The organism is Bacillus sp. JJ1503 (assembly GCF_036965125.1).
Lineage (GTDB): Bacteria > Bacillota > Bacilli > Bacillales > Cytobacillaceae > Cytobacillus.
On sequence record NZ_JBALOZ010000043.1, the window covers coordinates 1 to 25,261 of the forward strand.

Consider the following 25,261-nt stretch of genomic DNA (forward strand, 5'->3'; position numbering starts at 1 on the left):
GCAAAGAGGTCTATGGAGCGGTTTTGCCCAGTCGGCTGCCTCAGCTGGACTATTGTTGTCAACCGGAACCTTTGCCTTACTGACCTTACTTCCAGAAGAACAATTTATGTCATGGGGCTGGCGCATTCCGTTTTTAGCAAGCATCATTATGTTGGCTGTTGGTATGTTTATTCGATTGAGTATTGCCGAAACACCATCTTTCCAAAAAGTAAAAGAAACCAAAACCGAAGCTCGTATCCCCTTTTTCGAACTGCTTCGGACCTATCCGAAAAGCCTGCTATTAGCCTTTGGGGCCCGCCTTGGAGAAACCGTTTCGTCGAATATTTTTAACGCGTTTGCCATCGCATACGTGGGCACTTATTTAGGACTTTCAAAAACGATTGCGTTAAATGGTGTTTTATTAGGTTCAGCTATTGCAATTATCTTTATGCCTATATTTGGAAAGTTATCAGATCGAATCGGACGCCGACGGGTTTACATGGTGGGGCCGGCATTTCTGATTGTGTTTTCCTACCCCTTCTTTTGGATGCTTAATACGAAGGTACCAGCCCTCATTTATCTTGCTGTCATTTTAGGATTGGTGTTTGGTACCATGTTGATGTTCAGCGTCCAGGCAGTATACTTTGCCGAAATGTTTGGGACTCGGGTTCGTTACAGCGGCATTTCCGTAGCGTATCAGCTTTCGTCCATAATTGGTGGAATAACACCACTCGTAGCGACTTCCTTGCTCCCTGCAAGTGGTACGCCATGGGCAATTGCCGGGATCTTGATGGTAATCGGTGTAATTTCATTAGTATCGACCTATCTATCACCAGAAACATTCAAAAAGGATGTTTCGGAGAAGGAAGATGAAATAGTTGCCGTTGATGGACCTGATCAGCTTAATCCAGAATTAAGAGAAAGTCTATAAAGAAGTTTAAGAATATTGTGAAAATGGCGGGAGAATCGAGTTGGTGGATTTCCCCACTATTTTCAAAGGAGGCAGGGAATTGACAACGATTCAAAATGTAAATAAATCTAAAACACATAACTTAGTAGAATTACTCTATCAAATGGAAGTTATTCGTAATTTTGAGGAAAAAGTAGAGAAGTTGTTTCTGCAGGGAAAAATTCCCGGCACGATGCATTTGTGTATCGGCCAGGAAGCAACTGCTGTAGGGGCATGTGCTGTCTTGGGGGAAGAGGACAAAATTATCAGCACCCATCGCGGACACGGGCACTGTATTGCTAAAGGAGCGGATATCAATCGGATGATGGCCGAATTGTTGGGGCGTGAAACGGGCTATTGTAAAGGGAAAGGAGGTTCTATGCACATTGCCGATTTGGACATAGGGAACCTAGGTGCAAATGGGATTGTTGCAGCGGGTCTTCCAATTGCTACAGGCGCTGCTTTGACGGCTAAAATGAAAAAACTAAATTATGTGGTAGTTTGTTTCTTTGGTGATGGGGCAACAAATGAAGGTGCCTTTCATGAGGCATTGAATTTAGCGGCAATATGGGATCTACCTGTTATCTTCTTTTGCGAAAATAACCAGTACGGAATGTCGGGTTCGATTAAAGAAATGGTGAGAATCGAGAATCTTGCCGACCGGGCTGCTTCCTATGGAATTTCTGGAAAGGTCATTGACGGAAATGATATATGGAATGTCATCGAAGCCATGGAAGAAGCGGTAGAACGAGCAAGAAAAGGGGAAGGACCTAGCCTGATTGAAGCAAAAACTTATCGCTGGAGTGGCCATTCCAAAAGCGATGCGCGGAAATATAGAACCCGTGAGGAAGAGAAAGAGTGGAAAAATCTCGATCCGATTGCCAGGCTTACAAAGCGTTTAATAAAAGATGGTATTTTAACAGATAAAGACTATCAAGCTATGAAAGAGCAGGTAGAAATAGAGTTGCAGGAAGCCATACAATTTGCTGTGAATAGTCCAATGCCCTCACTTGAAACATTAGAAGAGGATGTATACGCATAATTCTATTTGGAGGGGTTTGAATGATTAGAGAGAAGACTTATGTTGAAGCGATTAGAGAATCAATGTGCCAAGAAATGAGGGAAAATAACGATGTCTTTATTCTTGGTGAAGATATTGGGGTTTACGGGGGGGCATTCGGTGTAACGAACGGTATGCTTGAGGAGTTTGGACCTGAAAGGGTCCGGAGTACGCCAATATCGGAAGCAGCCATCAGCGGATGTGCGGTAGGTGCTGCGGTAACAGGTATGCGTCCTATTCTCGAACTGCAGTTCTCCGACTTCGTTACTGTGGCAATGGATAATATCGTCAATCAGGCGGCAAAACTGCGCTACATGTTTGGTGGAAAGGGCAAGGTTCCTGTTGTCATTCGTACCCCCGGAGGCTCTGGTGCCGGTCTAGCCGCCCAGCATTCACAAAGTTTAGAAGCATGGACGGCCCATATCCCGGGATTAAAGGTTGTTCAGCCTTCTACTCCATATGATGCCAAAGGGTTATTAAAAGCTGCCATGGATGATGATAATCCGGTCATGTTTTATGAACATAAATTGCTTTATGGTATGAAAGGACATGTCCCTGAGGAAGTCTATTCAATCCCATTAGGAAAGGCAGATATCAAAAAAGAGGGAACAGACGTAACGATTGTGGCCACATCTATTATGGTGCACAAATCATTAGAAGCTGCCCGTCTATTGGAAAAAGAGGGAATAAGCGCTGAGGTAATTGATCCTCGTACATTGGTTCCACTAGATGAAGAAACGATTATTAACTCCGTAAGAAAAACGGGTCGAGTTGTTGTCGTGTATGAGGCGGTAAAAAGAGGGGGATACGGGGCAGAGATTGCCAGCATGATTGCGGAAAGCGATGCATTTGATTATTTAGACGCACCTATTGTCAGGCTTGGCGGGTTACCGATTCCGATGCCCTATAATCCAATATTAGAGAAAAAAGCAGTGCCCCAAGTAGAGGATATTATAGAAGCAGTAAGATCTACCATACACCATCGATAAAGGAGGGATCTTTACGTGGCAACAGAAGTGTTGATGCCGAAATTGGGAGCTACGATGGAAAGCGGAAGGATTATGAAGTGGCTTAAACAATTAGGGGAAACTGTAGATTCTGGAGATCCTCTAGTAGAGATTATGACAGATAAAATAAACATCGAAGTAGAGGCCGATACGGCCGGCGTGTTGACTAAAATTATCTATCAAGAAGACGAGGAGGCAAATGTGGGCGAAATAATTGGCTACATAGGGCAGGAAGGTGAAGTTGAGCTTTCCACAGTCTATTCAGAAACAGGTTTATTGCCCCAGGATGAGCCGACATTACATTTTCCAAAGGTAAGAAGAACTCCTGCAGCGAGAAAATTGGCGATATCTAGAGGTGTAAACCTGGAAGATGTAAAAGGTACTGGACCGCAAGGCCGCATTCAACGAAAAGACGTTGAGGAGTTTACTAAAAAAATTGTGAAACCAACACCACTTGCCAGCAAAATCGCTAAAGATCAAAATATCGACGTGGCTTCGATAAAAGGTTCGGGTGTAAATGGGAAAATTTTGCGCAGTGATGTCGTTGAAAAATTAAATGAATTGGAAACGTCTCTTCCTGAAACCGAACGTATTAAGGTGCAGGGAATTCGTAAAATTGTCTCACAGAGGATGGCTCAGAGTGCCTTTACCGCTCCTCATGTCACTATCATGACGGAAGTGGATATGTCTAATGTCATCGAGATGCGCAAGCAACTATTACCGGGCATTGAAAAACAGACAAATCTTCGTTTATCTTATACCGAAATTATCATGAAGACAGTAGCGAAAACTTTACGGAAACATCCGAAAATAAATGCTTCCCTAAATGGTGATGAAATCATTTTGCATTCACAGGTGAATATCGGGTTAGCGGTTTCGATTCCCGATGGCTTATTGGTTCCTGTAGTAAAAACTGCCGACCAAAAGGGGCTGGCAGAATTAACGAAGGAATGTAAGCGATTAAGTGGATTGACCCGTGATGGGAAGCTGCAGCCGGATGATATGGCGAGTGGAACCTTTACTATTAGTAATTTAGGCATGTATGCCGTGGATACGTTTACCCCAATCATTAACCAGCCGGAGTCCGCCATCCTCGGGGTAGGGCGTATTCATGAGAAAGTGGTTGGAGTTAACGGTAAAATTGAGCTCCGTTCGATGGTTTCGCTAAGCTTGGCATTTGATCATCGGGTAATTGACGGAGCGCCAGCAGCCGCATTTTTGACTGAGCTAAAAGAAATGCTTGAGAATCCATATCAGCTTTTGGTATAAGGAGAAGCTTATGAAAAAATTTGATGTTGCCGTAATTGGTGGAGGCCCAGGCGGATATGTTGCAGCGATTCGGGCCGCCAAGCTAGGATGCACAGTAGCCTTAGTTGAGGGTGATCAATTAGGCGGGACCTGTTTGAATAGAGGTTGTATTCCATCGAAAACTTTATTACGCCACGCTAAAGTAATTGAACAAATAGAACAGGCCAAAAGCTGGGGCATTGAAACAGGAGAACTAAGATTATCTTTTGAAAAGATGATGGATCGCAAAAATCAAGTAATCAAGAATTTGCAAATGGGTATTAAATCATGGTTGAAGGCAGAGAAAATTGAGCATTACCGGGGGTGGGGAACAGTGGGTTCTAATTTGACGGTGGTTGTGCAAAATGGCGACCATCGGGAAGAAATTCAAGCCCAAAAGGTCATTCTGGCAACGGGATCTGTTCCTTTCGTTCCCTTGTTTCCTGGAATTGAACATGTTCCAACCCATACGAGTGATACAATTTTTGATTTGACGCAATTGCCGAAGTCCATCACCATCATCGGGGCTGGCATAATTGGAGTCGAATTTGCCTGCATTTTTTCCAGTTTAAATGTCCAAGTAACAATGATAGAAATGGCAGATTGCATTATACCTAGTGAATCTAAGGAAGTATCGACCGTCTTACAGAGGGAATTAAAGAAAAAGGGGGTAAACATCCTCACAAGCACGAAAGTAAAAGGGTTGGAACAAAGAGATAACACGAAATCGATCATAATTGAAACAAAAGATAGAGTGATAGAAAGCTGTTATGCGGAGGAGATTTTAGTAGCAGTGGGAAGGAGGCCAAATTTATCCGCGATAGAAGGACTGCCGTTAGAGATGGATGGTCCATTTGTTAAAGTGAATCATCAGATGGAGACTAGTATTCCGGGGATTTATGCTTTGGGCGACCTGATTGGTGGTTGGCAGCTTGCACATGCAGCTAGTGCGGAAGGAATTGTTGCTGCTGAAAATGCGGCGAGTATAGAAAGAAAAATCGATTATCGGGTCGTCCCACGCTGCGTTTACACAATCCCGGAAATTGCCAGTGTTGGTTTATCCGAAATGGAAGCCAAGGAACAGGGATACTCTGTTAAAACAGAAACCTATCACTTTAGGGGAAATGGCAAAGCTTTAGCCATGGATGAAAAAGAGGGATTTGTTAAAATTATTGCTGATGAGAAATATGGGGAAATTCTCGGTGTGGTTATGATAGGACCCCATGTGACAGAAATGATTTCTGAGGCTTCTGCCTTTATCCATTTGGAAGGTACTGTTGAAGAACTTGCCAATATGATTCACCCGCATCCCTCTTTATCCGAAAGCCTATTTGAAGCAGCGGCATCCTGGTTAGGGAAAGGGATTCACAAGTAATCTAACTTTAGGGAAGAGAGTGGATTAATGATGAGTTTCCAGGGTCAGGTGGCAATTATTACTGGTGCAGGAAGCGGAATTGGTTTGTCAGTTGCACTAGATTTATATAAATTGGGTGCAATAATTATTGCAGTAGATTTGGATGAAGAAAAACTGGCAAGGATGTTGCCGGAAGATAAAAATATGATTCTCGTACAAGGGGACATAACTTTAAGGGAAGATCGAGAAAAAATCTTGAAGGCGGCAATCACTAAAGGAGGACCTGATCTTTTAATAAACACTGCCGGAATTATTCGAATGGAAAATATCTTTGAAGTGACTGAGAGCAATTGGGATCTAGTCATGGATGTTAATGCAAAAGCATGCTTTTTCATGTGTCAAAGTGTAGGGGATTATTGGATAAAAAATAATAAAAAGGGCGTTATTGTTAACTTTTCGTCTGCTGCCGGGAAAACAGCAAGAACTTTAGATATTGCCCCCTATAATGCTAGTAAAGCAAGTGTAATTGCCATCACCAAAAGTTTTGCCTATTCTCTTGCATCGTATGGCTGCAGAGTCAATTGCGTTTGTCCTGGTATTATTGAAACCCCTATGCAGCAGGCACTGATCCAGGGTATATCCAACAAACAGATTTCACCTGAAGAAACAGCAAAAGAGCGTTTAAAAAGGGTTCCCTTGGGAAGAGAGGGTACATCAGAGGAAGTTTCCCAGGTTGTTCTATTTTTACTATCTGAATCTTCTTCTTACATGACGGGGCAAGCGATTAATATTACAGGCGGAATGGTGATGTATTAATTGAATACTATTAATATATTAATGAAAGGTGTGCTTTAGGATGGCAAAAGTAGAAAAGGAATTACTAGAATTCAAAACAAAAAAAGTGAAAATGACTCCTAGTGAGGCAATTGTAGAAACACTGGTTGCTGAAGGGGTAACACATATTTCGGGTATTTTGGGATCTGCTTTCATGGATATGCTTGATCTTTTGCCAGATGCCGGAATCCGCTTCATTGGCGTTCGTCACGAACAAAGTGCAGCCCATATGGCGGATGCCTATACGAGAGTTAGCGGTGTTGCAGGGGTTGTCATTGGCCAAAATGGACCTGGAATTACCAACATGGTGACATCTGTTGCCGCTGCAAATCAGGCACACACACCAATGATTGTCATTTCGCCATCTGCCGGAACCCCAACTGTCGGTTGGGACGGTTTCCAGGAGTGCGACCAAGTATCGGTATTTAAATCGATTACTAAAGAAACAGTGAGAGTAACCCATCCAAGCCGCGTTGCTGATTGTTTAAGGACAGCATTCCGTATTGCCTACGCTGAACGCGGGCCTGTATTATTCGATATTCCAAGGGACTATTTTTATGGCGAAGTAGAAGATGTTATTTTAGAGCCTCACCAATATCGAGTTGATAATAGAGGATGCGGCTCTTTAGAGCTGATCGACAAAGCGGTCGAATTATTGGCTCAAGCAAAAAATCCCGTGATCATTTCCGGTCGTGGTGTTGTGGATTCAGACGGAATCGAAGCGGTAAAGGAAATTGCCGAACATCTAACAGCACCTGTTGCTGTTTCCTATATGCATAATGACGCATTCCCGGCTAATCATGGGTTAGGAGTTGGACCAATCGGGTATATGGGCTCAAAAGCGGCGATGAACACTTTGAAAGAGGCTGATGTAGTGCTAGCCTTGGGTACCCGTCTATCTGTTTTCGGAACACTGCCATGCTATGATATTGATTATTTTCCAAAAGGTGCAAAGATTATTCAAGTGGATATTAACCCACGTAATATTGCGCGTACTCATCCGGTGGAAGTGGGTATTATCGGGGATGCGAAGGCAGCTGGTGTTGAAATCGGCAAGCGTTTGAAGGAAAAGACTCCAAATTTGGCAACAAATCGTGAGCGGCTTCGCAAGGTTGCCGAGGAAAAAGTACAATGGGAAAAAGAATTAGTCGATCTTGCGATGGTAGAAGGCAATCCGATTAATCCGCGCCGTGCGCTATTAGAATTAACAAAAGTTTTACCAAAAAATGCAATCGTTACAACCGATATTGGTAACGTTTCGTCCACTGCAAATGCCTATTTGAAATTCAATCACGGACGCCAGCATATTGCTGCCTTAACTTTTGGCAATACAGGGTTTGCTTATCCATCCGCATTAGGTGCCAAGCTGGCAAATCCAAATAGCCCAGTCGTCGCAATTGTTGGTGATGGTGCATGGGGCATGAGCTTGCACGAAGTCAGCACGGCTGTTGAGCAAAATATTCCAGTGGTCGCCTGTGTATTTAACAATAATGCATGGTGTGCTGAGAAGAAGAACCAAGTAGATTTCTATAATAACCGTTTCGTCGGTGCTGATATTCAAAATCCTAATTTTGCTGAAGTAGCTAGATCCATGGGCGCAGTCGGAATTAATGTTGACCGACCTGAGGAAATAGGTCCAGCCGTCCAACAGGCTATTGAGTCCAATAAGCCAACTGTTATTGATATTCAGGTAGACGGAACCCAACTAGCACCACCATTCAGAAAAGACGCACTGAAATTACCAACCCGCCTCTTACCGAAATATGCTCATTTAGATTATCGGAAATGGTAAAGGAACACGGAGGAACATGGGGACGGTTCTCACGTTTCAAAATAGAAGACTCTGTGGAAAAGGGAATTGGACGTTTCCTGTCAAGTAGTCAGTGGGGACATTAAAAAGTGAATTAAACGGCCTTAGTCCTATATTTCCAATGGGCTGAGGCCGTTTTTTTATGAAACTTTGGGACAGTTCTCGTGTTTCCTCATTCTTCAATTTTTTCGAAGATTGTTATGTTATTTTTGTTAAAAAGTGCAAACATTTAACCATTTAATCTAAATATTTCTTTCTTATATAATGGTAAAATAAAGAAAATTCAATGAAGTCAAGTTGTTTTTTTAAAGCTGAAGAAGGAGGAATCTACTTGAGTAAGGATTATATTCAGCAAATGATTGCAGACCGTCTTGGAGGTTTAACTTTCGGGAAAAAAGAAGAAATGTATAAATTTGAAAAAATTAAGCGATTGAAGAGAGAAGCAAGCCATGCAAATCCTTATATGGAGCTGATTGATTTAGGAGTAGGAGAGCCTGATGAAATGGCAGATTCTGCAGTTGTGAAAATTTTGGCTGAGGAGGCTGCCAAGAAAGAAAATCGTTATTATGCAGATAATGGAATTTCAGAGTTTAAGGAAGCTGCTGCTGCTTATATGAAAAGTGTATTTGGTGTGAACGGGCTTGATCCGGAGCAGGAGATTAATCATGTAATTGGTACAAAATCTGCATTAGCCATGCTGCCCGCTGCTTTTATTAACCAAGGCGATATAACCATTATGCCTGCACCTAGTTATCCCATTCTATCAGCCCATACAAAATACTATGACGGTGACATTGCGTATCTGCCTTTAACTTCAGAAAATTTATTTCTTCCGGACCTAAGTACTTTAGAAAAAAGTATTGTAGATAAAGCAAAAATTCTTTATTTGAATTACCCAAATAATCCAACGGGATCTATGGCAACAAAAGAGTTTTTTGAAGAGGTTGTTCAATTTGCTAAGAAAAACAAGCTGATCGTAGTACATGATGCAGCCTATGCAGCTCTCGTATTTGACGGAGAAAAACCGTTAAGCTTTCTATCTATTGAAGGAGCTAAGGAGGTTGGGGTTGAACTGCATTCTCTATCAAAATCATTTAGTATGACGGGCTGGCGCATCGGTTTTATTGCCGGAAATTCAAAAATCATTAAAGCCTTTGCTGCTGTGAAGGATAACTCGGATTCAGGTCAATTCATTGCCATTCAGAAGGCGGCTGCCTATGCACTTTCAAATCCTGAAATAACAGAGCGGACTGCAGAAAAGTATTCTAGGCGGCATGAATTATTAGCCAGCGTCTTAAATGAATGCGGGATCTGGGCAGAGAAGCCAAAGGGTTCATTTTTCTTATACACTAAGATACCAAAAGGGGTTGTTGGCGGCCCGCAATTTCAAACAGCAGAGGAGTTCAGTCACTACTTACTTAAAGAACACTTAATATCAACTGTTCCATGGGATGATGCAGGCCATTATATTCGATTTTCGGTAACATTCCAAGCTAAGGATCAGAAAGATGAGCAAAGAGTAATGAATGAAATCAAATCGAGGCTGAGTCGAGTAAATTTTTATTATTAAGAGGAGAGTGAAAATGTTATTTACTAAAATGCATGGCCTAGGAAATAACTATGTCCTTTTCGATCTATTAAAATCTCAATTTAATAACCAAGACATTTCACAATTATCAATGAAGATATCGGATGTTAATTTTGGCATCGGATCAGATGGCATTATTTTAATTGGCCCATCATCTATAGCTGATTTTCAGATGAGAATCTTTAATTCAGACGGTTCAGAAGCAAAGAATTGTGGAAATGGATTGCGGTGTACAGCTAAATATTTGTTCGATCACAATCATGCTAAAGCTAAGTGCTTTAAGATTGAAACATTAGGTGGTGTTGTTCAGGCGGAGGTTGAAATAGATCAAGGTCAAACAGTCCAATATGTAACAGTAAATATGGGGGAGCCGAAGTTTTTGAGAAGTGAAATTCCTCTCATTGGCCATCCATTAGATAAGGCAATTAATGAACAATTTGTCATTGGCAATGAAATTTATCATTTAACCTGTGTTTCAATGGGCAATCCGCATGCCATCTTTTTTGTTGATGATGTTCATGAGTTTCCATTAGAACAAATAGGTCCTATTATTGAAAATTCATATTTTTTTCCTGATAGAGTGAACGTAGGAATCGTTCATGTGGTAAATAATTGTGAGATTCAATACCGAGTCTGGGAAAGGGGTTCTGGACTGACGATGGCCTGTGGCACAGGTGCTTGTGCTGCAGTCGTAGCAGCAACTATAAATAATAGGCTAGACAAAAATATTCCTATTACTGTTCATCTCCCAGGAGGTGACCTAACAGTAAAATGGGATCATCAAAATCAAGTTTGGAAGAAAGGACCGGCAGAATACATCTGCAGCGGGGACATTAAAATTCCTACCTTATTTTAGCAAGCAAATGCGATGGAAGTACTTTAATCATTTAGGGGGATTTACAATGACGGTATCCTACACAAAAGAAAAAATTTTAAAAAGAATAAAAGAGGAAAATGTTCGATATATCCGATTACAATTTACAGATATTCTGGGTTCAGTTAAAAACGTTGAAATTCCGGTTAGCCAACTATTAAAAGCACTAGAGAATAAAATGATGTTTGATGGGTCATCAATAGAAGGCTTTGTGAGAATTGAAGAATCAGATATGTATTTATATCCCGATATAGACACTTTTGTTATTTTTCCATGGACAGATGACAAAGGAAAGGTTGCTAGATTGATATGCGATATTTATCATCCAGACGGAACGCCGTTTGAAGGGGATCCAAGAAATAATTTGAAACGGGTTTTGAAGGAAATGGAGAAGCTTGGTTTTTCAGACTTTAATATAGGGCCAGAGCCGGAGTTTTTCCTATTTAAGCTAGATGAAAAAGGCAGGCCAACATTAGAGTTAAATGACCAGGGCGGTTATTTCGATCTAGCACCAACAGATTTGGGAGAAAATTGCAGGCGGGATATCGTATTGGAATTAGAGGAAATGGGCTTTGATATTGAAGCCTCTCACCATGAGGTGGCACCTGGGCAGCATGAAATTGATTTTAAGTATCAAAGGGCATTAAAGGCCTGTGATGATATTCAAACTTTTAAGATTGTAGTAAAGACAATTGCCCGCAAGCACGGACTTCACGCGACCTTCATGCCAAAGCCATTATTTGGCGTTAACGGCTCCGGGATGCATTCAAACCTGTCCTTATTCAAAAATGGAGAAAACATCTTTTATGAAAAAGATGGTGTTCTTGGGCTTAGTGATACAGCAAGACAGTTTATTGCCGGCATTTTATTGCATGCTCCTAGCTTTACAGCTATTACAAACCCAACCGTCAATTCTTATAAAAGACTAGTGCCTGGCTATGAGGCTCCCTGTTATGTTGCTTGGTCAGCAAGAAACAGAAGTCCGCTTATTCGCATCCCGGCATCTCGTGGAGTAAGTACTCGCGTAGAGGTACGAAGTGTAGACCCCTCAGCAAATCCGTATTTAGCTGCTGCTGTACTCCTGGCAGCAGGATTAGATGGAATCACCAATAAATTAACCCCACCTCTTCCAGTTGACAGTAATATTTACAATATGTCAAAAGAAGATCGACTGAAAAATGGCATTGTTGACTTACCTGCATCTTTAGCTCAAGCTCTAGAAAACTTAAAGACGAATGAAGTGATCACAAATGCATTAGGAAATCATTTGTTAACCCATTTTATTAGGGCTAAAGAAATCGAATGGGATATGTTCCGCACACAGGTGCATCCATGGGAGAGGGACCACTATATCCTACATTACTAAATTGCCCCCATGCTTTGGAAATAAAAATTCATAATAGAGAGTGTGGTAAATTTGTGTGGAATAACAGGATGGGTTCATTTCCATCAAGATTTATCAAAGGAAAAAGGCATTATTGACAAGATGACAAACACTTTGGCAAAAAGAGGCCCAGACGCTACAAATGTTTGGATTTCGAGTCATGTATTGCTTGGCCATAAACGTTTAGTTGTAGTGGACCCTTCTGGCGGCACTCAACCAATGACAATCGTTAAAAAAGAGCATTCCTACACAATCGTGTACAATGGAGAACTTTATAATACAGATGAACTAAGAACCGAATTAGTAAAACGAGGGTATATTTTTCAATCCCATTCTGATACTGAAGTTTTGTTAACTTGCTATATAGAGTGGGGGGAAAGATGTGTAGATTTTTTAAATGGAATTTTTGCCTTTGCCGTTTGGAATGATCAAAAGAAACAGCTATTCATTGCGAGAGACCGACTTGGTGTAAAGCCTCTTTTCTATAAGGAAGTCGATGGCTCATTTATTTTTGGGTCAGAGCTTAAGGCGATTCTTGCACACCCTAGCGTTAAAAATGAAGTCGATCGTGAAGGGCTTCAAGAGATTTTTGGTCTAGGCCCATCAAGAACTCCAGGGCATGGAATATTTAGGGGGATCAAGGAGCTCCGGCCGGCACATGCGCTTTTATACAGCTTGAATGGCTTAAAGGTGTGGAGATATTGGAATGTTGAAAGCAGAGAGCATCCGCATTCATTGCAAGAAACCATTAAACATGTAAGAATGCTCGTTAAGGATGCTATTAAACGACAATTAGTTGCTGATGTGCCAGTTTGTACTTTTTTATCAGGGGGCATTGATTCAAGTGCTATTAGTGCGATTGCATCTGACATTTTTAAAAAGGAAGGAAGAAGCACCCTTCATACGTATTCAATCGATTATGCCGAAAGTAGAGAGTTTTTCAAATCAAGCACCTTTTTACCTAGTCAGGACGGACCTTGGATTGAAAAAGTAAATCATTTTATAGGATCGACTCACCACAATGCTGTAATAAACAATGAGCAGCTCGCCAGCCGTTTAAAAGATGCTGTCCTGATGAGAGACCTGCCTGGAATGGCAGACATTGATTCTTCTTTATTATGGTTCTGTGAACAAATTAAACAAAATTTTACAGTAGCATTGTCAGGCGAATGTGCGGATGAAATTTTTGGCGGTTATCCATGGTTTTATAAGGAGGAATTACTGAATCATCAAGGATTTCCATGGATGACCTCTGAAAATGAGCGGGAGCAGTTATTACATCCTCACTTGCAAAATAAGCTAAGTCTTAGGAATTATGTAAGAGAGCGATATGAAGAAACAATCAGTGAAGTACCTCAAATGGCAGGAGAAAATATACTAGAAAAACGCCGCCGAGAAATGGCCTATTTAAATATGCTCTGGTTCATGACCGCATTACTCGAAAGAAAAGACCGTATGAGCATGGGAGCGAGTCTAGAGGTGCGTGTTCCATTCGCAGATCATCGTCTTGTTGAATACGCTTGGAATATTCCTTGGCAAATGAAAATGCTCAATGGTTATGAAAAAGGAGTATTGCGAAAAGCCTTAGAAGGAGTTCTTCCTAATGAAGTACTTTACCGAAAAAAAAGTCCTTATCCAAAGACCCATAGCCCGGGCTATTTAAAGCTCGTTAAGTCGATGTTAAATAATATTCTTACAAAAAAAACCTCCCCTCTTCTCGAATTAATCTCCAAGCAAAAAGGAATAGAGCTCATTGATTCAAACGGCTCTTCTTTCAAAATTCCATGGTTTGGCCAATTAATGACTGGCCCTCAGCTCATCGCACATCTCGTACAGATCAATATGTGGCTTGAGCACTATCAAATCAATATTTTAGATCAATGAATGCATTATTTCTCTTTTGAAACTAATTTATTACAAAGTTGAAAAAAGGCTCATAAGAAAAGCGGTTATAAGCCTCTCTTATGAGCCATTTTTTATTAATTTTCTCTCTAGCAGTTCAACGAGCTGATACATTACCGTTGCAAATATTGCAATCACTAGCAGGGATAACATGACAAGAGTGAAGTTAAAGACTTGGAATCCGTAGATGATCATATAGCCGAGACCTTTTGAAGAAACGAGAAATTCACCTACAATGACTCCTACCCATGATAAGCCGACATTGACCTTTAAAGTGGAAATAATCACTGGGAAGGATGCTGGAAGAATGGACTCTTTAAACACTTGAATCCTAGATGCGCCAAAGGTTTGCAGAACCTTTATATAGTTGGGATCCACTTCTTTAAACGAAGTATATACAACGATGGTCGTGATGATGATGGAAATAATCGCACCCATGGCGACAATCGATGTGAAGCTTGGTCCTAACGCGACAATTAATATTGGGCCGAGAGCCACTTTGGGCATGGAATTTAGGACGACTAGATACGGGTCCAGTATTTTTGATAGCATAGGGGACCACCAGAGAGCTGCAGCAAGCAGGGTTCCGATCAGGGTACCAAGTATGAAGCCGAATACTGTTTCGGATAATGTGTAGCTTAAGTCGATGAATAATGTTCCGTCCTGAATTTTGGTTAGAAGCAAACCCCATACTTTTGAGGGAGAACTAAATATTAACGGGTCCACCCACTGCTTTTGACTGGCAAGCTCCCACCCAGAGAAAAAGACAATAAAGATTATAAGCTGGTAAAAACGGACCCATTTTTTTTCACGTTTCAATGATTTCAGATACTGTTGGTGAAGGAGGTCAACGTTTGTCTGCTGGCTCAAGAGATTCCAGCTCCTTCCAAATAGTTTGGAATATACTTGAATAAGACTCATGGCTGCGTGCTTTGAATGGGGTTTCATCTCGAAGTTCTTTAGGCATTGAAAAGACCTTGTGTAGTCTTCCCGGGCTTGAAGAGAAAAGAAAAATCCGATCACTCATGGAGACGGCTTCTCCGATATCATGTGTGACAAGAATGGCTGTTTTTCCGAAGAATTTAAGTGTATTGGAGACAAGGTCTTCAAGCTTTAATTTTGTTTGATAATCTAAAGCGGAAAAAGGTTCATCAAGCATGAGAAGCTTCGGTTCAGTTGCTAATGTTCTGACAAGCGCAACCCTTTGTCTCATTCCACCGGAAAGCTGCTTTGGAAATTGTGATTCTACCCCTTTAAGCCCCATCTGTTCAAGTAAGGATAAAGCGTATTCTTTTTTGTTGGAATCAAGCTGATTACTTATCTTTAAACCAAGCAGAATATTTTCTTCAATTGTCTTCCATGGAAAAAGATAATCCTGTTGAAGCATATATCCAATGCTCTGACCCGTTGTTTCGACTTTTTTGCCTTCAAGAGTGACAGATCCTTCCGTTGGCTTTAGCAAGCCGGCAATAATCGAAAGCAAGGTTGTTTTTCCGCATCCGCTTGGACCTAGAAAGGAAACGAATTCTCCCTCCCCGACAGTAAGCGAAACATCGGAGAGGGCTGTTGTGGCAGAGTTTTTCGTGAAATACGTATGTTGAATTCCGTGAACGTTTAAGAAATCCATACAAGCCCTCCTTTTGATTTTCTTTAACTATTTTTTCATTACACCTTCAGCAATTTCCGTGTTGACCAGATTATTGTAATCTACTCGTTTTGGAAGCTCCCCAGCTTCTTCCATAATGTTTTGCAAGTTATCCCATTCTTCATTATCTAAGATTGGGTCGGTTGCATAGGAGCCTTGGCTCTTATAGCGCTCGACAACCATTTCAATAATATCGAGCTCCGTATTATCAAAGAAACCTTTTATGGCCTCAGCTGTTTCCTTGGTGCTGTGTGTTTCTACCCATTGCTGTGCCTTATAAACTGCTCTAGTAAATTTCTCAACAGTTTCTTTATTATCGTTAATGTAGCTTTGTTTCGTCATGAAGGTAGTATATGGGATGTGCCCGGACTCTGTTCCAAATGAGGCGACAATATAGCCTTTTCCTTCTTTTTCAAAGACACTCGCTGTTGGTTCGAAAAGCTGGACAAACTCACCAGTGCCTGAAGCAAAAGCTGGAGCAATATTAGCAAAATCTACATTCTGGATAAGATCTAAATCCTTATGGGGATCAATTCCATGCTTTTTCAAAACAAATTCCCCAGCCATTTGCGGCATACCGCCTTTACGCTGACCTAGGAAGGTCGTTCCCTTTAACATATCCCATGTGAAATTCTCGATCTTGTTGCGTGAGACAAGAAATGTACCGTCTGTTTGTGTGAGCTGTGCGAAGTTTATGACCGGATCATTAGAACCTTGGGCAGAAACGTAAATAGAGGTTTCAGATCCAACAAGAGCAACATCGATGCTGTCGGATAGAAGCGCGGTCATCGTTTTGTCCCCGCCAGCTGTCGTTGTAAGCGTAACATTCAGCCCTTCTTCCTTGAAAAAACCTTTTTCAATCGCTACATATTGTGGTGCATAGAAAATGGAACGGGTTACTTCACCAATCCGTACATTTTGAACTTCATCCTTTCCACATGCTGCTAATGGTATAATTAGAATGGAAATGAACAATAGTGAAAAACTAATTTTTAGCCACTTTTTCATAGATAGGACCTCCCGAAATAGGAAAATAATAAGCTTTTAAGCCTACATTATCGTATGAGTGTGACAAAAATGTGTGAATGCCTATATAAAAATTTTAAATTTCTGATAAGTGGGACATAAAGACGTGAACCTAGTTAAAATATGGAGGATATCCGCCACTTTTGAGTTATATCCGCCAGTTGGGCCAAGATATCCGCTACTTTTGTGTTATATCCGCGAGTTGGCCAAGATATCCGCTACTTTCAGCAGGATATACGCTAGTTATTAAAAAGGAGTAGAGCAACATGATAAGTAAACAGAGATTTCCATCGCCAAACCCGAATATTGAATTATCCATTGTCACTTATTTATCTGGCGATCTTAAAATAAAAGGTCTGCTTGCAGAACCGAAGGATGAAGCCATTTATGACGGGTTTCTTTATTTGCGCGGAGGTATAAAAAATGTTGGCCAGGTACGCCCTGCACGAATCGTTCAGTTTGCATCAGAAGGATTTATCGTCTTTGCCCCTTTTTACAGGGGAAATCAAGGAGGGGATGGGAATGAAGACTTTGCTGGTGAAGATCGAGAGGACGCATTTTCTGCCTTTCAATTATTGCAATCCCATCCACGTGTTAAGGGTATACATATTTTTGGCTTTTCAAGAGGAGGCGTAATGGCATTACTCACGGCCCTCGAGTTTCCTAAGGTGAAATCGCTTGTCACTTGGGGTGGGGTTAGTGATATGTTTCTAACCTATGAGGAAAGAAAGGACTTGCGGAGAATGATGAAAAGGGTCATTGGCGGAACTCCGACAAAATATCCGGACAGATATGAATACCGAACACCACTTTTTCAATTGGAAAAGCTTGAAGCGCCTGTCTTAATCATTCATGGTGAAAAAGATGAAAATGTTTCTGTTGAGCATGCATACCGGCTTGAGAAAAGATTAAGATCCTTAGGTAAGGAAGTGGAAAGTTGGTACTTTCGAGAGTTTACACATTTTTTTCCACCAGCCATAAATAGAAGAGTTGTAAGAGATTTAACAAACTGGATGAAAAACAAGCAGGAAAGATCTTAAAAATAAAAAGGGTGTCACTCAGGACACCCTTTTCTTACATAATATTAAGCAACTGGTCCGCCTTGCTTTTCGATTTCAGCAGGGACGTTGGAGAATTTCTTGAAGTTTTCACGGAATTGAGAAGCTAGTTCCTTCGCTTTTGCTTCATAAGCCGCTTCATCAGCCCATGTTTTGCTAGGCTGTAGCACTTCATCTGGTACTCCTGGTACATGTAAAGGAATTTCAAGACCAAAGATTTCGTCTTTAATCGTTTCTACATTATTTAATTCGCCTTCTAAAGCTGATTGTACCATCGCACGTGTAAAGCTGAGCTTCATGCGGTTTCCTACTCCATATTCGCCGCCAGTCCAGCCTGTATTCACAAGGAATACTTTTGCATTATGCTCATCTATCTTCTTCCCAAGCATTTCTGCATACTCTGTAGCAGGAAGCGGAAGGAATGGTGAACCAAAGCAAGTTGAGAATGTTGCTTGTGGTGACGTAATTCCGCGCTCTGTACCAGCAAGCTTAGATGTGTATCCGCTTAGGAAATGGTACATTGCTTGCTCTTTTGATAGTTTAGCGATTGGAGGCAATACGCCAAATGCATCTGCTGTTAAGAATACAATTGTATTTGGGTGACCGGCAATGCTTGGGTCAACAATATTATCAATAGCTTGCAGCGGGTAAGCAGCACGAGTATTTTCGGTTAAGGAATTATCATCATAATCAGCAACACGAGAATCGCTGTTAATCACAACATTTTCAAGAACAGAACCAAAACGGATCGCATCAAAGATTTGCGGTTCTTTTTCACGAGTTAAGCCAATGGTTTTTGCATAACATCCGCCTTCGATATTGAATACCCCGTTTGGAGACCAGCCATGCTCGTCATCACCGATTAAGCGGCGATTTGGATCTGCTGATAAAGTTGTTTTGCCTGTTCCAGAAAGACCGAAGAATAACGCTACATCACCTTCAAGGCCAACGTTAGCTGAACAGTGCATTGGTAAAATTCCGTTTTCTGGAAGCAAATAGTTCATGACAGAGAAAATAGACTTCTTAATTTCTCCAGCATACTCTGTTCCGCCAATTAGAACTATACGGCGTTCAAAGGAAACAATGATAAAAGTTTCAGAAGCAGTACCATCTACTGCAGGGTCAGCCTTAAAGTTCGGAGCAGAAATAACTGTGAATTCTGCTTGATGATCTAATAGATCCTCAGCTGTTGGGCGAATGAAAAGCTGATGAGCAAATAAATTATGCCATGCATATTCATTAATAACTTGTATGGGAAGGCGATGTTTTTTGTCAGCACCAGCGAATCCATTAAAAACAAATACCTCATCTTTTTCTTGTAAGTAGTTTAATACTTTATCATAAAGGTTTGAAAAAGCCTCTTCTGAGATAGGTTGATTTACTTTACCCCAGTCAACTTTGTCCTTCGTAGATGCTTCTTCAACAATATATTTATCTTTTGGAGAACGACCTGTATATTTTCCGGTAGTTGCACAAACTGCACCGGTTGAAGTGAGCGAGCCTTCTTTACGATTTAGTACCTTTTCCACAAGCTGTGGAACAGATAATTGTACTTGAATATTATTTCCCTTTAATAATTCAGTTAATTTATTCGGAATGCTAACAGAATTCATCTGAAGAATACCTTCCTTTTACATTAAATTTATGAAAGACATTTCAATTTACAAATAGTATAACACAATTGAATGATTAATCTATACTAATTGCCGTTTTTTTTTCATTAATTATTTTCCTCTTTTTGAACAATTATAATTCCGCCTAACGAAGAAGCCCGCTTATTACCAAACCAATTTGAATAGGATAAAATATGATAAACTAACGATATAAATATAAGATAGGGCTGGTGTTAGGTGAAAACGATTGCATTATACGATGAAACATGTAGTTTATGCAAGGAATCTAAACAATTTTTTGAAAAAATTGATAGGTTTCATAAAGTAAGCTGGGTTTCACTGCAAGAATATGAAAAAACCCGTCATTCGATACCGTTCGATAAAATCAGCTTACGGCGGGAGCTTCATATTATTTCTTCCGGTGGAAAAGTCCGTAAAGGCTATGATGCTATAAGGTATTTACTCTTGCTTACTCCCCCATTAAACCTATTAGGGTTATGTTTATATTTTCCTGGAATGTCATTTGTAGGTAATCCTCTATATAAATGGGTAGCCAAGAATAGACATAAATTTTTCAGGAAAAAATGTGACAATGGCAGTTGTTCATTATGATATTCATTGACATAAAAAAAACACCAAAATAATTGAATAATTTTATTGACTTCTTTTTATATAGTACGTTATGATTTATCCTTGAACGGATACTCTCTTATCCCGAGCTGGCGGAGGGACAGGCCCAATGAAGCCCAGCAACCTGCTAAACGATTAACTTTATTCATTCGAATAAAGTTAGCCTCCGGCGGATGCCTCAGATTTTTTAAAGGTAATTTATCGAGCGAGCTCGATAAAAATCTGGGCGCAAATTCGCCAAGGCGAATTTGATTAGCAAAGGTGCTAAACCTGACGCAAGGATTATTCCTTGAACGATAAGAGTGAAAGGCGCGAATCGATTTGCTTCAACCTTTTCACAGGGATGGAAAGGTTTTTTATTTTGCATTTTGAGGGTTAGCTTCTTGAAAAGCCTATACGCTAATCATAAAAACTCCAAGTTTACTTCATACTAATTAGGGAATGAGTTCCGTATCATTTTTTATATAAGGAGGAACATCAGCATGTCAACAAAACGTCGTTTGTTTACATCTGAATCAGTTACTGAAGGTCATCCGGATAAAATTTGTGACCAAATTTCTGATGCCATTTTAGATGCCATTTTAGCTCAGGATGCAAATGCTCGTGTAGCAGCAGAAACATCTGTTACAACAGGATTAGTTTTAATTGCAGGAGAAATCACTACATCTTCTTATGTAGATATTCCAAAAATCGTTCGCGAAACAGTAAAAGAAATCGGCTACACTCGTGCGAAATACGGCTTTGATTCCGAAACTTGTGCGGTTTTAACTTCTATCGATGAGCAATCACCTGATATTGCGATGGGAGTTGACCAAGCTTTAGAAGCTCGTGAAGGGCAAATGACAGATGAAGAAATTGAAGCTATTGGTGCTGGTGACCAAGGTTTAATGTTTGGATTTGCATGTAATGAAACGAAGGAGCTAATGCCGCTTCCAATTTCATTATCTCATAAATTAGCACGCCGTTTGACTGAAGTACGTAAAGAAGAAATCCTTCCGTACCTTCGTCCGGATGGAAAAACACAAGTCACAGTTGAGTATGATGAAAATAACAAGCCTGTTCGTATTGATACAATTGTTATTTCTACTCAACATCACCCTGAAATTAGCTTAGAGCAAATTCAGCGCAATATTAAAGAGCATGTCATCAATCCAGTTGTTCCAAAAGAACTAATTGATGAGAATACAAAATACTTTATCAACCCTACTGGCCGTTTCGTAATTGGCGGACCACAAGGGGATGCTGGCTTAACTGGCCGCAAAATTATCGTTGATACTTACGGTGGATACGCTCGTCATGGCGGCGGTGCATTCTCCGGAAAGGATCCTACAAAGGTTGACCGTTCTGCTGCTTATGCTGCACGTTATGTGGCGAAAAACATCGTTGCTGCGGGTCTAGCTGATAAAGTTGAAGTTCAGCTTGCTTATGCAATCGGAGTAGCGCAGCCGGTATCTATTTCAATTGATACTTTCGGAACAGGTAACGTAGATGAAGACGTGTTAGTTGACTTAGTTCGTAAAAACTTCGATCTTCGTCCAGCTGGCATTATTAATATGCTAAACCTGCGCCGTCCTATTTATAAGCAAACTGCTGCTTATGGTCATTTTGGACGCACCGATATTGATCTTCCATGGGAACGTACAGATAAAGCTGAGGCATTACGTGCAGAGGCTTTAAAATAATAATGAAAAAGCGGAAGCTACATTTTTGATGTAACTTCCGCTTTTTTAATTCGTCATATGTTAAGGATGATTTTAAACTCCTATTTCCATTCCTTGCAAACAACCCCCATAATATTTCACTAATCAATAAACAAATAAATAGTGCAATTATCATCTAAATTAATTAAAGATTGAGATTGGGTGATAAATGAATGAGCCGCTTTAGTGGATTTGTAAAAAGAAATCATGACAATACAGATACCCCGAAATGTGAAGCAAGTTTTTATGATGAAGAGTATGGGCTTTTCCATTATCCAAGATGTAATGAGAAGCCTTTTTTCTATCAACATGACCGATATTCAATTGTATTGGATGGAGAGATTTTCAATATACAGGAGCTTAAAGAAGAACTTTCTGAAGGTGAATATTGTGATTCAGAAATATTATTAATCTTATATAGCCAATTAAAAGAAAAAATATTGGAAAAGCTGCGTGGAATGTATGCTCTTGTTATTTGGGATAAGCAGGATAAGGTCTTGTTTGGGGCAAGAGATCCTTTTGGGATCAAACCTTTTTATTATTATGACGGAATCGAAGGGTTGTATTTTGCCACTGATAAGAAGAGCATTTTACAAAGCGAAGTTTTGAATATAGATGCATTACAGCAATATTTAACCTTTCAGTTCGTCCCAGAGCCTTACACGATCACAAATAAGATTCAAAAGCTTGAACCAGGGCATTATTTTACAAAGAAAATGGATGCCCCTATGGAGATTATTTGCTATTGGAAAGTAGCCTTTCAACCGGTATTAAAACAAGAAGCTGAATTTATTCGAGAGATACAATCAGCCCTCTATCAGTCAATACAATTGCATACTCAAAGCGATGCGCCGATTGGATCCTTCCTCTCTGGGGGTATTGATTCCACTATTATTGCTGCGATTGCAAAGGAATATCATCCAGATTTAAAAACATTTTCAGTTGGATTTGAGCAGGCTGGCTTTAGTGAAATTGACATTGCGGAGGAAACGGCTAAAAGGCTTGGAGTTGAAAATATAAGCAGGATCATTCATCCTGAAGATTTCATTAAGGAGCTGCCGAATATAATCTATTCATTGGAAGACCCGCTTGCAGATCCGGCATGTATTCCGCTTTATTTTGCAGCTAAAGAGGCAAGTAAGCATGTAAAGGTTGTTTTATCTGGAGAGGGTGCTGATGAATTATTCGGCGGCTATAATATTTATCGCGAACCACAGTCCTTAAGGCTCTTTCAATATTTGCCTAATTTGATAAAAGAAATCTTGCGGAAACTTGCTGCTTTTCTTCCAGATGGGGTGAAGGGTAAAAGCTTTATTGAGCGGGGGATTACTCCCTTAGAAGAAAGGTATATTGGCAATGCCAAAATTTTTTCCGAAATAGAGAAGAGTATGCTCTTCCGAGAATATAGGGAAGATCTAAGTTATACGAATATAACAGCCCCTCTTTACAAAGAGAGTGCTTCATATGATGCAATTAACCAGATGCAGTATATCGATATTCATACTTGGCTAAGAGGAGATATTCTATTAAAAGCTCATAAAATGACTGGAGCCCATTTGATGGATTTGCGGGCCCCTTTTCTAGATAAAGAGGTATTTGAGATTGCGTCCCAAATACCGAGCAGTCTAAACATCGCCAATGGAACAACGAAATATATTTTGCGGAAAGCAGTGGAAGGAATTGTTCCAGCTCATGTCTTACATCGAAAGAAACTGGGCTTTCCCGTCCCAATTAGATCTTGGCTAAAGAATGAAATGAATGATTGGGCGAGAAAAATAATTCGTGAAAGCGACACGGACCATTTATTTCATAAAGACTATTTGTATAAGCTGCTTGATGACCATTATTCTGATCAATCCGATAACAGCAGAAAGCTTTGGACGGTTTTAATGTTTATGATATGGCATGCCATATTTGTTGAAAAAAAGTATGAAAATGAATTAAGTTCAATGAATACGGTTCTGCCAATGGGTATATAAAACGATAAGAAAGAATAAGTTATCTGTAAAAGGACATGTTAAAAAATATCTTGATTATTTCTGCAGTGATTTATAATACTGCGCTTTTTCAGCGTATTCTCTGCTTATTCTTTCCATTTCTTTAATATCATCAGGTGTTATTTCACGGATTACTTTAGCTGGACGGCCAAAGGCAAGTGTATTAGGAGGAATTTTTTTACCTTGCGGAACTAGACTGCCAGCACCGATAAAGGCTCCTTCACCAATTTCAGCTTGATCAAGAATAATAGAGCCCATGCCAATTAACGCTTTTCGGCGAATAATGCAGCTATGTAAAATAACCTGGTGTCCTACTGTCACTTCATCTTCAAGAATTAGAGGGTTGTTAGGGCTCTGGTGCAGTACTGAATTATCTTGAATATTAACCTTTTTTCCAATAATCGTTGGGGCGACATCCCCTCTTATAACCGTATTGAACCACACACTGGATTCATCCCCGATTTCTACATCCCCTGTAACGGTTGCAAAGTCTGCAATGAAAACCGAGTCAGCTATTTTTGGTTGCTTATCTTTATATGGGTAGATCATGTTTGATTCTCCTTGAAATGATTTAATATCTTAATTTTACCATAGAAGTCATCAATCTTCTTCATTGATCAATTAGACTTCATAAATGATGAAATAATGTTTCTGGGCTATAATTTAACTATAATGAGTTCTTTTTCAACATAAGGTTTAGGAGGATTAATAATGTGGAAATGGGAAGCTGAGGGAGAGGCTAAAGGAGTCATTGTGATAGTCCATGGTGCGATGGAGCATCATCGCCGCTACGGCTGGCTTATTGAAATGTGGCGTTTATCAGGCTTTCATGTCATTATGGGAGATCTTCCTGGCCAGGGTATGACTACTAGATCACGGCGAGGTCACATTGATTCATTTGATGAATATTTACATGAAGTGAAGGATTGGATTCAGGCAGCGTACCGATTCGAATTACCGGTCTTTCTACTGGGCCATAGCATGGGCGGCTTAATCTCTATTCGCCTTTTGCAGGAAGAGAGATTGAAATTAACAGGAGTGATCCTGTCATCCCCTTGTCTGGGCTTAGTGAAAAGGCCTAACAAAATACTAAATGTATCTTCTTATCTTTTAAATAAAATTGTTCCAAGTCTGCGATTGAATTCAGGGCTGACTGTAGATATGGCGACAAGGAATATTGATGTGCGTGATGCCGATGCTAATGATACTTTATATGTGACAAGAGTGTCAATTAGATGGTATCGTGAACTTATACATGCGACAAAGCTAGGTTTTGAAAATCTTGATAAAATTCAAGATGTCCCGCTGCTTGTTATGCAGGGAGGCGAGGATCTAATTGTAAATAAGAAGACAGTCAGCGATTGGTTCAACCATGCCCCCTTCTCAGAAAAACGATTTAAAGAATGGCCTAAATGCTATCATGAAATCTTTAATGAGCCTGAAAGGGAAGAAGTATTTGAGTATGCGAAGGATTTCGTATCTAGCCAGTTAAAGGCCGTTGGCTATATCGTTTAGTGCCTAGCTACAGCGCCTATCCCCGACGTACAGGACGTACTAGTGTCGA

At 40.3% G+C, this 25,261-nt stretch carries 21 protein-coding genes and 1 riboswitch; of the genes, 16 read left to right on the top strand and 5 right to left on the bottom strand.

The window, feature by feature from the left end:
- The 11 genes from V7149_RS04100 to asnB (V7149_RS04150) all read left to right on the top strand — a co-directional run.
- Window positions 1–910: MFS transporter (locus V7149_RS04100; RefSeq protein WP_335344384.1), on the top strand; the 910-nt coding region annotated here is incomplete at its 5' end.
- Window positions 911–989: 79 nt separating this feature from the next.
- Complete coding sequence (locus tag V7149_RS04105) at window positions 990–1,970, top strand: thiamine pyrophosphate-dependent dehydrogenase E1 component subunit alpha (protein ID WP_438824004.1); 981 nt, start codon at window positions 990–992, stop codon at window positions 1,968–1,970.
- A 23-nt stretch (window positions 1,971–1,993) separates the two neighbouring features.
- The gene (locus V7149_RS04110) at window positions 1,994–2,977 is read left to right on the top strand and encodes an alpha-ketoacid dehydrogenase subunit beta (protein ID WP_335344409.1); all 984 of its coding nucleotides are present in this window, start codon (window positions 1,994–1,996) and stop codon (window positions 2,975–2,977) included.
- 15 nt (window positions 2,978–2,992) lie between these two features.
- Window positions 2,993–4,264 carry a dihydrolipoamide acetyltransferase family protein gene (locus tag V7149_RS04115; RefSeq protein WP_335344385.1) on the top strand — a complete coding sequence of 424 codons (1,272 nt, stop codon included), beginning with the start codon at window positions 2,993–2,995 and terminating at the stop codon, window positions 4,262–4,264.
- Between the two features lie 10 nt (window positions 4,265–4,274).
- The gene (lpdA, locus tag V7149_RS04120) at window positions 4,275–5,657 is read left to right on the top strand and encodes a dihydrolipoyl dehydrogenase (protein WP_335344386.1); all 1,383 of its coding nucleotides are present in this window, start codon (window positions 4,275–4,277) and stop codon (window positions 5,655–5,657) included.
- Between the two features lie 27 nt (window positions 5,658–5,684).
- A complete protein-coding gene (locus tag V7149_RS04125; protein WP_335344387.1) occupies window positions 5,685–6,452 on the top strand; it encodes an SDR family NAD(P)-dependent oxidoreductase in 768 nt (255 codons plus the stop codon).
- A gap of 40 nt (window positions 6,453–6,492) precedes the next feature.
- Window positions 6,493–8,262, top strand: coding sequence for a sulfoacetaldehyde acetyltransferase (gene xsc, locus V7149_RS04130; RefSeq protein ID WP_335344388.1), 1,770 nt, complete (start codon window positions 6,493–6,495; stop codon window positions 8,260–8,262).
- A gap of 304 nt (window positions 8,263–8,566) precedes the next feature.
- Window positions 8,567–9,850 (top strand): LL-diaminopimelate aminotransferase, encoded by a 1,284-nt coding sequence (locus V7149_RS04135; protein ID WP_335344389.1) that lies wholly within the window; start codon window positions 8,567–8,569, stop codon window positions 9,848–9,850.
- 13 nt (window positions 9,851–9,863) lie between these two features.
- Window positions 9,864–10,724 (top strand): diaminopimelate epimerase, encoded by an 861-nt coding sequence (gene dapF, locus V7149_RS04140; protein ID WP_335344390.1) that lies wholly within the window; start codon window positions 9,864–9,866, stop codon window positions 10,722–10,724.
- 46 nt (window positions 10,725–10,770) lie between these two features.
- The gene (glnA, locus tag V7149_RS04145; RefSeq protein ID WP_335344391.1) at window positions 10,771–12,108 is read left to right on the top strand and encodes a type I glutamate--ammonia ligase; all 1,338 of its coding nucleotides are present in this window, start codon (window positions 10,771–10,773) and stop codon (window positions 12,106–12,108) included.
- A gap of 51 nt (window positions 12,109–12,159) precedes the next feature.
- Window positions 12,160–14,010 carry an asparagine synthase (glutamine-hydrolyzing) gene (gene asnB / locus V7149_RS04150; protein WP_335344392.1) on the top strand — a complete coding sequence of 617 codons (1,851 nt, stop codon included), beginning with the start codon at window positions 12,160–12,162 and terminating at the stop codon, window positions 14,008–14,010.
- A gap of 78 nt (window positions 14,011–14,088) precedes the next feature.
- Here asnB (V7149_RS04150) and V7149_RS04155 read toward each other — a convergent pair whose 3' ends face one another.
- Genes V7149_RS04155 through V7149_RS04165 form a run of 3 tightly spaced genes read right to left on the bottom strand, consistent with a single transcriptional unit; the run spans window position 14,089 to window position 16,681 of the window.
- Entirely contained in the window at window positions 14,089–14,898 is an 810-nt protein-coding gene (locus tag V7149_RS04155; protein WP_335344393.1) for an ABC transporter permease, read from the bottom strand.
- Window positions 14,876–15,655 (bottom strand): ABC transporter ATP-binding protein, encoded by a 780-nt coding sequence (locus tag V7149_RS04160; protein WP_335344394.1) that lies wholly within the window; start codon window positions 15,653–15,655, stop codon window positions 14,876–14,878. The genes V7149_RS04155 and V7149_RS04160 overlap by 23 nt, the downstream gene beginning before the upstream one ends.
- Window positions 15,656–15,682: 27 nt before the next feature.
- Window positions 15,683–16,681 carry an ABC transporter substrate-binding protein gene (locus V7149_RS04165; RefSeq protein ID WP_335344395.1) on the bottom strand — a complete coding sequence of 333 codons (999 nt, stop codon included), beginning with the start codon at window positions 16,679–16,681 and terminating at the stop codon, window positions 15,683–15,685.
- A gap of 284 nt (window positions 16,682–16,965) precedes the next feature.
- Between V7149_RS04165 and V7149_RS04170 the strand changes: the two genes are divergently transcribed.
- Window positions 16,966–17,739 (top strand): alpha/beta hydrolase family protein, encoded by a 774-nt coding sequence (locus V7149_RS04170; protein ID WP_335344396.1) that lies wholly within the window; start codon window positions 16,966–16,968, stop codon window positions 17,737–17,739.
- A 44-nt stretch (window positions 17,740–17,783) separates the two neighbouring features.
- On the opposite strand, the gene pckA is transcribed toward V7149_RS04170, so the two are convergent.
- Complete coding sequence (gene pckA, locus V7149_RS04175) at window positions 17,784–19,370, bottom strand: phosphoenolpyruvate carboxykinase (ATP) (RefSeq protein WP_335344397.1); 1,587 nt, start codon at window positions 19,368–19,370, stop codon at window positions 17,784–17,786.
- 237 nt (window positions 19,371–19,607) lie between these two features.
- On the opposite strand from pckA, the gene V7149_RS04180 reads away from it, so the two are divergent.
- The 3 genes from V7149_RS04180 to asnB (V7149_RS04190) all read left to right on the top strand — a co-directional run bounded on the left by V7149_RS04180 (window position 19,608) and on the right by asnB (V7149_RS04190) (window position 23,679).
- Window positions 19,608–19,982, top strand: a complete 375-nt coding sequence (locus tag V7149_RS04180) for a thiol-disulfide oxidoreductase DCC family protein (RefSeq protein ID WP_335344398.1) — start codon at window positions 19,608–19,610, stop codon at window positions 19,980–19,982.
- A gap of 94 nt (window positions 19,983–20,076) precedes the next feature.
- Window positions 20,077–20,303: riboswitch (SAM riboswitch) on the top strand.
- Window positions 20,304–20,482: 179 nt separating this feature from the next.
- The gene (gene metK, locus V7149_RS04185) at window positions 20,483–21,682 is read left to right on the top strand and encodes a methionine adenosyltransferase (RefSeq protein ID WP_066292060.1); all 1,200 of its coding nucleotides are present in this window, start codon (window positions 20,483–20,485) and stop codon (window positions 21,680–21,682) included.
- A gap of 191 nt (window positions 21,683–21,873) precedes the next feature.
- On the top strand, window positions 21,874–23,679 hold the full coding sequence (asnB, locus tag V7149_RS04190) for an asparagine synthase (glutamine-hydrolyzing) (RefSeq protein ID WP_335344399.1): 1,806 nt from the start codon (window positions 21,874–21,876) through the stop codon (window positions 23,677–23,679).
- Between the two features lie 54 nt (window positions 23,680–23,733).
- Here the strand turns inward: asnB (V7149_RS04190) and V7149_RS04195 are convergent, their stop codons facing one another.
- Window positions 23,734–24,246: a gamma carbonic anhydrase gene (locus V7149_RS04195; RefSeq protein ID WP_335344400.1), complete on the bottom strand. Its 513-nt coding sequence runs from the start codon at window positions 24,244–24,246 to the stop codon at window positions 23,734–23,736.
- Between the two features lie 162 nt (window positions 24,247–24,408).
- Here V7149_RS04195 and V7149_RS04200 point away from each other — a divergent pair, with 162 nt between their 5' ends.
- The gene (locus tag V7149_RS04200) at window positions 24,409–25,212 is read left to right on the top strand and encodes an alpha/beta hydrolase (protein ID WP_335344401.1); all 804 of its coding nucleotides are present in this window, start codon (window positions 24,409–24,411) and stop codon (window positions 25,210–25,212) included.
- Window positions 25,213–25,261 lie beyond the last annotated feature (49 nt).

Coding starts and splice junctions, on each gene's coding strand:
- lpdA (WP_335344386.1), top strand. CDS start 4,275: ATGAAAAAATTTGATGTTGCCGTAATTGGTGGAGGCCCAGGCGGATAT.
- V7149_RS04125 (WP_335344387.1), top strand. CDS start 5,685: ATGATGAGTTTCCAGGGTCAGGTGGCAATTATTACTGGTGCAGGAAGC.
- xsc (WP_335344388.1), top strand. CDS start 6,493: ATGGCAAAAGTAGAAAAGGAATTACTAGAATTCAAAACAAAAAAAGTG.
- V7149_RS04135 (WP_335344389.1), top strand. CDS start 8,567: ATGAAGTCAAGTTGTTTTTTTAAAGCTGAAGAAGGAGGAATCTACTTG.
- dapF (WP_335344390.1), top strand. CDS start 9,864: ATGTTATTTACTAAAATGCATGGCCTAGGAAATAACTATGTCCTTTTC.
- glnA (WP_335344391.1), top strand. CDS start 10,771: ATGACGGTATCCTACACAAAAGAAAAAATTTTAAAAAGAATAAAAGAG.
- V7149_RS04160 (WP_335344394.1), bottom strand. CDS start 15,655: ATGGATTTCTTAAACGTTCACGGAATTCAACATACGTATTTCACGAAA.
- V7149_RS04165 (WP_335344395.1), bottom strand. CDS start 16,681: ATGAAAAAGTGGCTAAAAATTAGTTTTTCACTATTGTTCATTTCCATT.
- V7149_RS04170 (WP_335344396.1), top strand. CDS start 16,966: ATGATAAGTAAACAGAGATTTCCATCGCCAAACCCGAATATTGAATTA.
- pckA (WP_335344397.1), bottom strand. CDS start 19,370: ATGAATTCTGTTAGCATTCCGAATAAATTAACTGAATTATTAAAGGGA.
- metK (WP_066292060.1), top strand. CDS start 20,483: ATGTCAACAAAACGTCGTTTGTTTACATCTGAATCAGTTACTGAAGGT.
- asnB (WP_335344399.1), top strand. CDS start 21,874: ATGAGCCGCTTTAGTGGATTTGTAAAAAGAAATCATGACAATACAGAT.
- V7149_RS04195 (WP_335344400.1), bottom strand. CDS start 24,246: ATGATCTACCCATATAAAGATAAGCAACCAAAAATAGCTGACTCGGTT.
- V7149_RS04200 (WP_335344401.1), top strand. CDS start 24,409: ATGTGGAAATGGGAAGCTGAGGGAGAGGCTAAAGGAGTCATTGTGATA.